Consider the following 13,301-nt stretch of genomic DNA (forward strand, 5'->3'; position numbering starts at 1 on the left):
TTTCGTGAAATGAAGGCAGAATGGTATTTATACCAATGTTAATGTGCACACAATTTAAATGATCGCATTCGGAGAAGATCCGGTGCAGTTTCTTTTGAGAGCCATATCCATGAACGACATGTCTTCAGTCCCCAAGGTTTCCGTCTTTGAAAGCTTTGCACCGCCAGTACGCGAACAAAGCGAACTTCGCCAGATTATCACTGCCGCCTATCGCCGTTCCGAACAGGAATGTGTGACGGCTTTGGTCGAACAGGCAACCTTGCCTGAAGATACGGGCAAGCAAATCCGCGCGACCGCACGCAAGCTGATCGAAGCCTTACGTGCCAAGCACAAAGGCACGGGCGTTGAAGGCCTGGTGCATGAATATTCGCTGTCGAGCCAGGAAGGCGTGGCACTGATGTGCCTTGCTGAGGCTCTGTTGCGTATTCCTGATACAGCAACGCGTGACGCGCTGATCCGCGATAAGGTTTCCAACGGCGATTGGAAGTCCCATGTTGGCGGTGGTCGTTCGCTGTTCGTTAATGCGGCCACATGGGGTCTCGTTGTTACCGGCAAGTTGACCGGTACCGTCAATGATCGTGGCCTTTCGGCTGCACTGACCCGTCTGATCGCCCGTTGCGGCGAACCGGTTATCCGTCGCGGCGTCGATATGGCCATGCGCATGATGGGCGAGCAATTCGTCACCGGCGAAACCATTGATGAAGCGCTGAAGCGCGCCAAGTCACTTGAAGAACGCGGCTTCCGCTATTCCTACGATATGCTGGGTGAAGCAGCGACCACCGCTGCCGATGCCGAACGCTATTACAAGGATTACGAAACTGCGATCCACGCTATTGGCCGTGCATCGGCAGGCCGTGGAATCTATGACGGCCCCGGCATTTCCATCAAGCTTTCCGCGCTGCACCCACGTTATGTTCGTGCGCAGAGCGCGCGTGTTATGGACGAGCTTCTGCCTAAGGTGAAGGCGCTTGCTGCGCTTTCTAAGAAGTACAATATCGGCCTGAATATCGATGCTGAAGAAGCCGATCGTCTGGAACTGTCACTCGACCTGTTGCAGGGCCTTTGCGAAGATCCTGATCTTGCAGACTGGGAAGGCATGGGCTTCGTTGTGCAGGCCTATGGCAAACGCTGCCCGTTTGTGCTTGATTTCATTATCGATCTTGCCCGCCGCAACAATCACCGCGTCATGGTTCGCCTCGTTAAGGGCGCTTACTGGGATGCGGAAATTAAGCGCGCGCAGGTCGATGGTCTGGAAGACTTCCCGGTCTATACGCGCAAGGTTCACACCGATGTTTCTTACATCGCTTGTGCCCGCAAACTGCTGGCCGCGACCGATGTGATCTTCCCGCAATTCGCAACCCATAATGCGCAGACGCTTGCAACCATTTATCATCTTGCAGGCACTGATTTCAAAACCGGCCAGTATGAGTTCCAATGCCTGCATGGCATGGGTGAACCGCTTTATGACGAAGTTGTCGGCCCGTCAAAGCTTGGCCGTCCGGCTCGTATTTATGCGCCCGTTGGTACGCATGAAACGCTGCTCGCATACCTCGTTCGCCGCTTGCTCGAAAACGGCGCGAACTCGTCTTTCGTCAATCGCATTGGCGATAAGAGCGTTTCCGTTGATGATTTGATTGCCGATCCGGCAGAAGTCGTGCGTTCCATGGCGGTTGTTGGTGCGCGTCATGACCAGATTGCGCTGCCGGAAGGCCTTTATGGCGCTCGTCAGAACTCGGCTGGTTTCGATCTCTCCAACGAAGTGACACTGGCGGAACTGAGCAAAGTTCTGAAAGAAACCGCATCGCGTGCATGGACTTCCGAGCCGAAGATTGCAGGACTTAAGCCATCAGGTGCAGGCCGTCCGGTTCTCAACCCCGGCGACCGCAATGATGTTGTGGGCTCAGTCGTTGAAGCATCGGAAACGGATGTCGCTAAGGCAATGCAGATTGCAAGCAAGGCGACTGCAACATGGTCAGCAGTGTCACCTGCTGAACGTGCCGCTTGTCTTGAACGTGCCGCCGATATCATGCAGCGCGATATGCCTGCATTGCTTGGTCTGATCATGCGTGAAGCTGGTAAGTCCATGCCAAACGCTATCGCTGAAGTGCGTGAAGCCATCGACTTCCTGCGTTATTATGCAGAGCAGACCCGCCGCACATTGGGCGTTGGGCATAAAGCGCTAGGCCCGATTGTCTGCATCAGCCCTTGGAACTTCCCGCTGGCAATTTTTGCCGGTCAGATAGCGGCAGCACTCGTTGCTGGCAATCCGGTTCTGGCAAAACCAGCCGAAGAAACCCCGCTGATTGCTGCGCAGGGCATCCGCATTCTGCATGAAGCAGGTATTCCTGCGGATGCGCTGCAACTGCTTCCGGGTGATGGCCGTGTTGGTGCGGCTCTTGTTGCAGCTTCGGAAACCTGTGGCGTGATGTTCACCGGTTCGACCGAAGTGGCACGCCTCATTCAGGCGCAGCTTGCATCGCGCCTGCTGTCAAATGGTAAGCCAATCCCGCTGATCGCTGAAACCGGCGGCCAGAACGCTATGATCGTCGACTCCTCGGCTTTGGCTGAGCAGGTTGTGTTCGACGTCATCGCCTCGGCCTTCGACAGTGCTGGTCAGCGGTGCTCGGCTCTGCGTGTTCTATGCTTGCAGGAAGACGTTGCCGACCGCATTCTCACCATGCTCAAGGGTGCACTCAAGGAGCTTTCCATTGGTCGCACCGACAAGCTGAAAGTGGATATCGGCCCAGTCATCACCGAAGAAGCCAAGGATATCATCGAAAAGCACATTGAAGGTATGCGTAATCTTGGTCGCAAGGTCGAGCAGCTTCCGCTCGGCGATGGAGCGCAGAACGGTACTTTCGTTGCGCCGACTATTATCGAAATCAACAGCTTGAGTGATCTCAAACGTGAAGTCTTTGGTCCGGTTCTGCATGTGGTGCGTTACAAACGTCCCGACATGGATCGTCTGATCGACGATATCAATGCGACCGGCTATGGCCTGACCTTTGGTCTCCATACGCGCCTTGATGAAACGATTGCCCATGTTGCGGATCGTATCCGCGTTGGCAATCTCTACATCAACCGCAACGTCATTGGTGCTGTGGTTGGCGTGCAGCCATTCGGTGGTCGTGGCCTGTCCGGTACGGGTCCAAAGGCTGGCGGACCGCTCTATCTGGGTCGTCTGGTTGAAACGGCACCGATCCCGCCGCGTCATTCGTCCGTTCATAGCGATACAGCTTTGACCGAATTTGCCAAGTGGCTTGGTCTTCGCGGTATGAACGATCTGGCACAGGCAGCGCGTGAAACCGGCAGTGCCTCGGCGCTTGGCCTCAATCTCGAACTGGCTGGCCCTGTTGGCGAACGCAACGTCTATGCACTGCATCCGCGTGGTCGCATCCTTCTGGTACCACAGACTGAAACCGGTCTTTATCGCCAACTGACCGCCGCACTTGCTACCGGCAACAGCGTGGTCATTGATGAGACTTCAGGTCTACGCTCAGTGTTGAAGGACCTACCAACAAGCGTTGCATCGCGTGTGGTCTGGTCGAAGGACTGGCAGGCGGATGCACCATTTGCCGGTGCGCTCGTTGAAGGTGACAGTGCCCGTATCGTTGAGGTCAATCAGAAGATCGCAGGACTGCCGGGACCATTGGTTCTGACACAGGCAGCATCTTCGGAAGAGCTAGCTACCAACGCAGAAGCCTATTGCCTCAACTGGTTGTTGGAAGAAGTCTCAACTTCGGTCAACACCACGGCGGCAGGCGGTAACGCCAGCTTGATGGCAATCGGCTGATTATCATTGTGATATGAATTTGAAAGGCGGCCTACGGGCCGCTTTTTCATTTGGGAATGAAAGCGGATGGGTTGTCAGACCAGTGTTGCTCCAGTTTTATGCCAGCTCACTTCTGGGTGGAAAACAATACTCACTCGCCTTCATGTAACAACGGCACGCTAGGATCTGGAAGGGGCATTTCCAAGTTGTTTTATTACAGCTTCGAGCAGTTCGCGGCTGTGGTTTTCAAGCGGGCATTTCCGCAGTATAGTCACGCCACGCTCAGCTAGCAGATCTTCCACATCGGTCGTGCAGGACGGTAAATTTGCTCTCGATGGAAGAATACGCAGGAGATTTTCTGGATCGGCCAATCGGTTCCCGTATCAGCGCCATTGCGAGTAAACAGAGTGAACTCTTAGCGAGTGATCAGGGGCTGAAACAATAATTGCATGAGGCAGAACTCTTTCTGATCAATAATCCCCGGCATGTCTCAGAAGTCTGGCAGGTCTATGCGGTTAATCCTGACAGAGTTGAATTTTTGCAAGGCGCTGCAGACCGCGCTCATAAGCGCCCGTGCTATGATGCCACTGTAAATCCGTTGCTATGGAAGACGGTTCGTTTATGGCCATAACAAGGGCTGAGCTCAAAAATTAACAAGTCTGCGTCAAATCATGAAAGACCGTAACTGGTTTAAATCAGCTACGATCTAACCCGGAGTACACAGATCAGGCACTGGATATGACATTCCGGGGCATGCAGTCCAGGACTGTCTCATGCGGCTCATCTGAACGCCTGTATGTTGTTAAGAGCAGTGTCACGGTATCAGATCTGATCCAGCGGATAGATCGGACGCGGAACATTGCGGTACGGAATTTTCGCATAATCCATAGTACAGAGCGCACCACTGTCACAGACAATGATCTGTCCGGCAATCTGTTCAAAATCAGCACGAAAATGCTGCATAGACTTCACAACCACAATCTTGTGCGCGGTCGGTTCGATACCAAAAGCACGGAACTGCTGCTGATCCAGCAATTGTGACCTTTCACTCACAACCAGCACGAGGATACCGTCAACATCAATGACAGCCGTTGGCCCGAAACTAAATTCAAGCCCTCCGAGCTGAGCACCGGTTCCTATCAGTTTTCCGTCACTCAGATGCAGCAGCTTTGCGCTGATTTGCAATGGTGCTCCACCAAAACGCGGATCCATCTTACCACCTAATGACAAAGAGACGACATCTCCAACCGCAGAACGCGTGAGCAATGCAGCGATCTCCGGATCAACCATCGGCGCAAAGCAAGCATTGGTAATTTTGGCATCCAACAGTGCTTTCAGCAGTGCCGTCGCATCACCATAACCACCTGCTCCGGGATTATCTGCATATTCCGCAATAATCAGCGGCCGTTCTCCCTCGTATGTCTTTGCCAAATGCGCCGCCTCTTCCGGCGTATAGAATTTGTTCAGAATATTCGCGCGGTTCTCCCACATTTTATCGGCAATCTGTTCAGCAAAAGCCTTATGCGGCGCGGCATCACCATTATAAGTCACCAGAACTGTCGGGCCGACTTCCGCAATATCCGCATTGGGAAAAGCACCATTTATACTGACCGCCAATGCACCTTCTGTTTTCTCATAAGCACGCGCTTCTGCAATCCATTCAACCATCGGCCCCATATCTGTGCGACCGGCATTCGCCTCCTCCAGCATCGGACGGCGTACCAGCAGCGTTTTAGGTGCGATTTTTCCTGTCATTGTCTGCTGTAATAATTCACCAGCGTGGTGTGCAGTCTCACGCAGATCAATATGAGGATAGGTTTTAAACGAGATCAGAATATCCGCCTGCTCGCACATTTTTGCCGTCACATTAGCATGAGGATCAAGCGTTACAGCAATCGGGATCCCGCGCGGCAAAACCTGACGTAACCGCTCCAGCAACTCGCCCTCGCCGTCCTGCGAAAAATCTGTGACCATAGCACCGTGCAAAGCAAGCAACACACCGTCGAGATGATCACCAAGCTCTTTTGCCTTATCGATAATCTTCCCCGTAATCCGATCAAACGCATCACGTGTCACCAGCCCTGCGGGCTCAGCTTCCGTGCTGATTGTATGCACCAAATTCCAGTTATATTTTCGTGCAAGATCAAGAAAGCCTGCCAGTTCTGTATTGGCATTGCCACGCGCGCTGATTGCTGCCTCTCCTTCATACATCCCTTGCCTGACAAAGGCCTGATAATCTGTGGCAACAACATTAAACGTATTGGTTTCATGGGCGAATTCCGCCGTTAAGACACAATAGCTCATTGTGCACTCCCCTTTAAAACAACAATGACAATCAGATAATTTTGGTCGTTTCGCTAGGCGGCTTGCCTCTCGATAGATATATCTTTGCTATAATGGCAAGCGACCTGATGTTCCGGCTGCAGTTGTTGCAGCGCCGGATCTTCCGTCAGACATAAGCCTTTCACAAAAGGGCAACGGGACGCAAAAGCACAACCTGCGGGTAAATTATACCCACTCGGTGCTTCACCGGTTAAATTAGAAATTTCCCGCCGGTTATCAGGATCAGGTTCAAACATACTGCCCATCAGCATCTTTGTGTAGGGATGGGATGGCACCGCATATTTAGGCAGCATTTCAACAATCCGGCCCGCATACATCACAATTGTCCGGTCGCAAAAATAGCGAACCAAATTCAAGTCATGCGATATAAAAATATAGGTCAGACCAAGTTCACGCCGCAAACCATCAAGCAGGTTGATAATCTGCGCCTGAACAGACACATCCAGTGATGCCGTTGGTTCATCCAGCACAATCAGTGAAGGATTGAGTGCCAATGCGCGTGCAATACCAACCCGCTGTTTCTGACCACCCGAAAGCTGATGCGGATAGCGGTTTGCCAGAGACGCATCCAGCCCCACCATATTCAAAAGTTCCGCAACACGCTTGTCCGTGTCACCGGCAGAAACACCTTGTACTTTATAGGGCTCCAATACGGCATTGCGTACGGTAAAACGCGGATCAATTGACGAATACGGATCCTGAAAAACCATCTGCATTTTCCGGCGCAATTGCCGCATCTCACCCTTTGAAAAAGACGCCAGATCTCTGCCTTCGAAGCTAATGGCGCCCTTGCTTGGCTCCAGCAGGCGGAGCAGCAAACGTGCCAGCGTGGACTTACCACAACCGGATTCACCAACAACGCCGACAATCTCACCACGCTCCACATTAAAACTGACATCACGCACGGCAGAGAAGATTTCTTTCTTCTTTAAGAAGCGCTTGGTGACGAAACGACGACCGAGATTAGCAACAGAGATTATATCGCTCATAATGCCCCCGATCTGTGACAGGCCACGCCACCATATTGTCCGGATTGTCGAAACTCAGGAATACACTCACGACAGACTGCCTCTGTTTTACTGCAACGCGGGTGAAAACTGCATCCCGAAGGCAATGCAGCTGTGCTTGGAACCATTCCCGGAATACCGGTCAGAGAGCCTGCAGTCATCGTACTGCGCGGAATACAACCGATCAGCGCTTTCGTATAAGGATGGGAAGCACCGGCAAATATCGCACGAACGGGAGAGCGTTCAACGATACGACCACAATACATTACGGCGACATGATCACAGGTTTGCGCGACAACGCCCATATCATGGGTAATCAGGATCATTGCCAGCCCGCGCTGTTTTACCAGATCAATCAGATTGCGGATAATCTGTGCCTGCACTGTCGCATCAAGGGCAGTCGTCGGCTCATCAGCGATCAGCAAATCAGGTTCACCGGCCAAAGCCATCGCAATGACAATGCGCTGCTTCATACCGCCGGATAGCTGGTGCGGATAAAGCCTGTAAATCCGCTTCGGATCGGGTATCCGCACATCACGCATCAGGGCAACAGCCTTATCCAAAGCTGCTTTGCCGCCCAGTTCCAGATGCATACGCACCGCCTGCTCGATCTGCTTGCCGACACTGATCATCGGATCGAGCGAAGTCATCGGATTTTGCGTAATCAAACCAATCCGCCTGCCGCGCAGGCGACGCATTTCTGCTTCCGGTAAAGCAGTTATGTCATCACCGTCAAACAGGATGCGACCACCGGCAACATGGCCGTTAACATAACCCAGTAATCCCATTACAGCCGTCGCTGTCAGGGATTTACCGGATCCGGACTCACCGACCAGACCAAGGATTTCACCGCGATCCACGCTGATTGTAACATCTTTCACCGGCGAGAATGCACCAAAGCCAATCTGTAGTTTTTCTACGGAAAGCAGCATTTTAACCCTCCCGTGCTTTGCTGCGGAAATCCAGCGACTGGATAATCGCATCACCGACAACATTCAGTGCAATAACCGTGAGCGCTACGGCGCAGCCAGGAATGATAATCACCCACGGCGCAACGAATAATTGCGCTGTTCCTGAACTCATCATTGCGCCCCAGCTCGGTGTCGGCGGTTGTGCGCCAAGCCCGAAGAACCCCAATGTTGCTTCGAGAATGATCGCATCGCCTGTGGCCAGCATCGCAGCCACAAGAACAGGTGCCAGTGAATTCGGCACCAGATGCCGGAATAAAATATGGAAATTACTTGCGCCCAGATTGATTGCAGCATCGACATAGGCTTCTTTTTTGATCTGCATGATCTGTGTACGCGTCAGCCGCGTGAATTGCGCCAGATAAGCAATTGCAACGGCGATAATCACACCATGCAAACCCGCTCCAATGACTGCGACGAGCATAAGTGCAATCAGGATTTCCGGAAATGACCAGGTCAGATCAACTATAGTCATCAAGACCCGATCAATCACACCACCGAAATAACCACAAATGGCTCCGAGTATCAGACCGAATAAAACGGAAAAACCAACCGCCGTTACACTCACGGAAAGAGAGGTCTGTGCACCCACAACTATACGGGACAACACATCACGGCCAAATTCATCTGTACCAAAAAGATGCCTCAGACCGGGTGCCTGATTCATATTGGTGATATTTTGCGCATCATAAGCATAAGGCACAATCAGCGTAGCAAAGATTGCCGACAGTACCAGCAGGATCAGAAAAAGCGCGGCAATCGCAACGGGAACAGAAACCGGAAGTCGTAAACGCCGTGTATCAGAGACAATCACTGTCATTTTGCTGCCTCACGCTGTCTCGGATCCATGGCTGCCTGCGCAACATCACCGAGAATAGTGCCAAGAATTACGGCCATGGCCAGCATCAGCAGGCAACCCTGTACGAGCGGATAATCCCGCTGATTCAGCGCACGGATCAGCAAAGACCCCAGCCCCGGGCGTGCAAACACCACTTCAACGGTAATTGCACCACCCAAAATCCAGCCGATCCGCAAACCAAGAATAGAAATAACCGGTATCATTGCATGGCGCAGAACATGGCTGATGCGAATACGGCTTTCAGATACACCTTTTGCCCGCAACAGCATGACAAAATCCTGTCTGCCGATTTCAATCATTGAGACCTTGGTAACACGGGCAACAAGCGCAACACCGCCAAGGCCTGTTGCAATCACCGGCAGGATCAGCGATGACCAGCCGCGTGCACCGGAAACCGGCACCCAACCCAGCCAGACAGCAAAAACCAGAATGAGCAAAAGCCCGAGCCAGAAACTGGGTATTGTCGAGCCCAGCAAAATGCCGGTGGTAATGCCGCTATCAATACGGCTGCCATAGTATTTCGCTGCCACGACACCAGCGCTGATACCTGCAAGTGTCGAGAACAAAAAAGCAAAGCCGCCTAATATCAAACTATCCGGCAGGTTCTGCGCAATGAGCGCACTCACTGGTCGGGACTGAATAATTGACGTACCGAAATCCAGCGTCAAGACCCGCCCCATCCAGATGACATATTGTTCAAAAAGCCCTTTATCCAAACCGTATTTGGCCGCGATCTGTTCACGCAAAGCAGGAGACGATCCGGCACGCATAAGATTATCAATCGGATCGCCCGGAACGAGATGGATAACGAGAAAAACCGTAATCGAGACAACAAAAAATACGGGTATCATAGCCAGAAGGCGTTTGAGAATGAATGACGTCATAACTGAATTTACTGCCACTTCGCATCAAGAAGCGTTACGCTGCCAAGTGCAGTCGTACGCAGTTTTTCCGGTAAAACGATGCGGCCGCTGTTGATTGCAATGGTTTTTTCAAATTCATGCAACGGAACAAAAACGAAATTTTCCAGCAGATTTTCGTGATAGGTTTTGAATTTCGCAACCCGTTCCTGCCAGTTACGTGCAGCGTTTTCCGCATCCTTACGCAGCTCCTCCGAGCGCGGATCATCCCAACGCGTGCTGTTCGGATGCGGAATATTCTCCCCGCTGAAGAACCAGCTCAAAATATCAGTATTATCCCAGTCATAATGGCTGACAGCCATCTGATAATCGCCTTTTCGCAAGGCATCCTTCATGCTGGCACTATCAAATAGGGTAACATCAACAGCAAAACCGATATTTCTCAATTGTGCCTGAACAATTTCCGCAATGCGTTTATACGCCGTTTCAGATGTGGACCAGAGCTGGATTTTGAGCGGCACGCCGTCTTTAATCCGCATATCATCAGCACCCGCTTTCCATCCTGCCTGATCCAGCAACTGTTTTGCTTTCTCCACATTATACCGAATAAGCACTTCAGGACGAACTTTGGACTCGTCCAGAGAGGAGGCAAGGAACTGGTGGGCCGTTGTGCCGGAACCGCCAAAAACCGCCTGTCGGATCGGCTCCTGATCAACAGCACAGGCCACCGCCTGACGAAATTGCGGATCGGAAAAAGGTGCCGATTTCGTGTTAAACTGCAAGTAAGAAGTACCCGTTGCAGGCATATTGCGCAGTTCAATCTCACTATTGGCTTTCATCTGCGGAATGAACTCTGTTGGCACACCCAGCAGAATATCCGCACCACCGGTATTCATTTCAAGGAAGGCCGTGGAAGCGTCCTGAATTTCCCGCAGAACCAGACGCTCCAGTGCCGGTGCTCCTTTATTCTCCGATAATTCACTACCCCAGGCATAATCCTCGTTTGCAACCAGAACGGTTTCTTGCCCGACGCTGAAATTTTCCAGCTTGTAAGGGCCGGTTCCGACAGCCTCGGTAACACCAAAACTACCATTGGCGGCTTCATAAGCTTTAGGCGATGGAATACCCATAAAGTACGATGCCAGATTATAGAGCAGATTTGGATCAGGGCGGCTCATCTCAAAACGAACTGTATGCTCGTCAAGGATAACAACCTTTTCAATTGCCCCGCTGACATGCTGGTTCGCACTGTCAACATATTTTGAAACCCACCAGACAATCGTGTCGGCGTTAAAGGGCTCACCATCATGGAAACGGACATTCTTTTTCAGCCGGAATGTCCAGTTCATGCCGTCTTCGCTTTCCTGCCAGGATTCTGCAAGATGCGGATGAAATGTATGCTGATCGGACATGGCAATCAGCCGGTCATAAATCAGATCAGCCGCAACACTGAGCAATGTGGCACGGATCGGATCGAGATGCGGCGCACCGGTTTCATCACTGGAAAGTACAATAACAACTTCCGAACCGGATGCCTGCACAGGAAGGCTGGTTGACAGCAGGGTTTGTGTAGTAAGAAGAAAAGCAGCTGACGACAGCAAAAAATCACGACGGTTCATTGTTCCTCCACCGACCGGGCTTTGCCCTGTTACGTTTACTCCTGACGGAGTTCCGTTTTATAATTACGGAGGATGCTAGAGTGATTCTTTTCTGTCATCAAGGATTAAAAGACAGAAAACTTACATTCAATTTAATGGGAATAATTAATGTCTGAAGCTATCCGCGAACGCCTGAAATCAAGCCTTGAGGATAGCACCTCTGCAGGTAGTCAGATTGCAAACTACATGTTGACCAATCTCAACTCACTGCCTTTTGAGAATGCAGCAACACTTGCTGAGAAAATCGGCGTCAGCGAAGTTACAATCGGACGTTTTTGTCGAAAGCTGGGCTATAAGCATTTCAAAGACTTAAAGACGGAGTTAGGTGAATCCATCGGCCATCAACCGTGGCTTGTCGGCGACCGGTTGAAAGAGTTTACGCAGGAGAGCAGCAAAGGTGATACCTCTACCAAAATCCTAGAGAAAGAAATTGCAGCGCTTGTTCATATCCATGAATTGGCACGCAAACCGCAATGGAAATCAGCCGCTAACCGTCTTGCCACAGCTAAAAAAGTCTTTGTTGTCGGTTTCCAGACAGAGCGCGGCCTCGCACAATATTTTGCACATCAGCTGCAATATCTGCGTGATGATATATTTCTTGTTGATACCACCAACGGCAACTTCTCCGAGATTTTCTTAAACGATCACAGTCACTCCGCTCTTGTAATGTTTGAAGCGCGCAAATATTCCAATCTTGCTGCATTGCTCGCACGCCGTGCAAAAGCTGCAGGTATTCCTGTTACGCTGTTTACTGATCCCTACTGCCACTGGTGCCGCGGTGTTGCGACAGAAACCTTTAACGTCCCTACAGATACAGGCACGTTCTGGGATTCAACCGCAATGATGGCTGTATTGGGAAACCTGTTGCTTAATGAAGTTGTCAGCCAGCTCGGGCCATCTGTGGAAACACGGATGAATGAAATCTCCGAACTCTACAAACATTTTACCGGCCACATCAAATAAGCCTGTACAGAATCCCCCTCACCAACAGCTCCTCAATTATCTATGCGATTTCTGTCAAGAACAGGCATCGTTTTTGTCAGTTTTCTGTCAAGAGCGATGCCGTTGCGGGTTTCTTACTCGTCGAGATCAACATTTTTAAAGCGATGTGAACCTAATGGCTCCATCACATAATTTTTGACCTTTTTCGACATCGGCAGCACAACAGTTGAATGGGCAATCGGCAGCCATGGTGCCTGCTCATCAATATATTCCTGTGCTTTTTCATAGACCTTTCTACGTTCACTCAGATCAGAGGTGACACGCCCCTTTTATAGCAAATCATCCACTGGCTTGTAGCACCAGTTTGACATATTGCTGGAACCGATCGCCTAGCAAACAAAGAAGAAACTCAGCATATTATCCGGATCGCCATTATCACTGGTCGCTCCGAGAATAACTGCACCGTCACGCGCTTCGTCACGGCTTTTCTTCAGATATTCGTCCCAGTCACAGAATATAATCTCAGCAAGATCTGGCTACTGACCTCATCAGTATAATAATTGTGCTGATCCATGCTGTTGCCTGTACCCACTCTCTGGGGGAATTTCGTGCCCTGACCAAACATGCCGACGAGGAATTTCTGATTGTCCTCAATGGTGTAATTGAGTTGCATACAGACCAATAGGCACCGGTACGGTCGAAAACCCGAGAAAGTGTCTATATCAATTCAACCATGGGGCATGCTTATTGACCGTGAGTGAACAGGACCCAGAGATTCTCTGCGTCTGCGTCGGTGGCGAGCCCAATATGGAAAACACCCTGCCCAACATCAGCCCTTTCCTGCACAGGGAATCTGCCGCAAACATAGCCCCGTGCCTTGAGTTAAAAATCA

Annotated in this window: 9 protein-coding genes; 3 read left to right on the top strand and 6 right to left on the bottom strand. The window is 51.2% G+C overall.

Features of this window, described 5'->3' with window-relative positions:
* The first annotated feature begins 109 nt into the window (after positions 1–109).
* The gene (gene putA / locus QUF18_RS17500) at positions 110–3,793 is read left to right on the top strand and encodes a trifunctional transcriptional regulator/proline dehydrogenase/L-glutamate gamma-semialdehyde dehydrogenase (RefSeq protein ID WP_289388561.1); all 3,684 of its coding nucleotides are present in this window, start codon (positions 110–112) and stop codon (positions 3,791–3,793) included.
* A gap of 424 nt (positions 3,794–4,217) precedes the next feature.
* On the top strand, positions 4,218–4,403 hold the full coding sequence (locus QUF18_RS20430; RefSeq protein WP_353074549.1) for a pyridoxine 5'-phosphate oxidase C-terminal domain-containing protein: 186 nt from the start codon (positions 4,218–4,220) through the stop codon (positions 4,401–4,403).
* Positions 4,404–4,594: 191 nt separating this feature from the next.
* Here QUF18_RS20430 and QUF18_RS17505 read toward each other — a convergent pair whose 3' ends face one another.
* Genes QUF18_RS17505 through QUF18_RS17530 form a run of 6 tightly spaced genes read right to left on the bottom strand, consistent with a single transcriptional unit; the run spans position 4,595 to position 11,428 of the window.
* On the bottom strand, positions 4,595–6,076 hold the full coding sequence (locus QUF18_RS17505) for a M81 family metallopeptidase (RefSeq protein WP_289388562.1): 1,482 nt from the start codon (positions 6,074–6,076) through the stop codon (positions 4,595–4,597).
* Positions 6,077–6,129: 53 nt separating this feature from the next.
* Positions 6,130–7,104 (bottom strand): ABC transporter ATP-binding protein, encoded by a 975-nt coding sequence (locus QUF18_RS17510; protein WP_289388563.1) that lies wholly within the window; start codon positions 7,102–7,104, stop codon positions 6,130–6,132.
* A complete protein-coding gene (locus QUF18_RS17515) occupies positions 7,101–8,054 on the bottom strand; it encodes an ABC transporter ATP-binding protein (protein ID WP_289388564.1) in 954 nt (317 codons plus the stop codon). Before QUF18_RS17515 ends, QUF18_RS17510 begins: the two co-directional genes overlap by 4 nt.
* A 1-nt stretch (position 8,055) precedes the next feature.
* The gene (locus QUF18_RS17520) at positions 8,056–8,910 is read right to left on the bottom strand and encodes an ABC transporter permease (RefSeq protein ID WP_289388565.1); all 855 of its coding nucleotides are present in this window, start codon (positions 8,908–8,910) and stop codon (positions 8,056–8,058) included.
* Positions 8,907–9,833, bottom strand: coding sequence for an ABC transporter permease (locus tag QUF18_RS17525; RefSeq protein ID WP_289388566.1), 927 nt, complete (start codon positions 9,831–9,833; stop codon positions 8,907–8,909). The genes QUF18_RS17520 and QUF18_RS17525 overlap by 4 nt, the downstream gene beginning before the upstream one ends.
* A gap of 8 nt (positions 9,834–9,841) precedes the next feature.
* Complete coding sequence (locus QUF18_RS17530; RefSeq protein ID WP_289388567.1) at positions 9,842–11,428, bottom strand: ABC transporter substrate-binding protein; 1,587 nt, start codon at positions 11,426–11,428, stop codon at positions 9,842–9,844.
* 147 nt (positions 11,429–11,575) lie between these two features.
* On the opposite strand from QUF18_RS17530, the gene QUF18_RS17535 reads away from it, so the two are divergent.
* Entirely contained in the window at positions 11,576–12,430 is an 855-nt protein-coding gene (locus QUF18_RS17535; RefSeq protein WP_289388568.1) for a MurR/RpiR family transcriptional regulator, read from the top strand.
* Positions 12,431–13,301 lie beyond the last annotated feature (871 nt).

The sequence above is a fragment of the Pseudochrobactrum kiredjianiae genome (assembly GCF_030362795.1).
In the GTDB taxonomy this organism is placed as follows: domain Bacteria; phylum Pseudomonadota; class Alphaproteobacteria; order Rhizobiales; family Rhizobiaceae; genus Pseudochrobactrum; species Pseudochrobactrum kiredjianiae.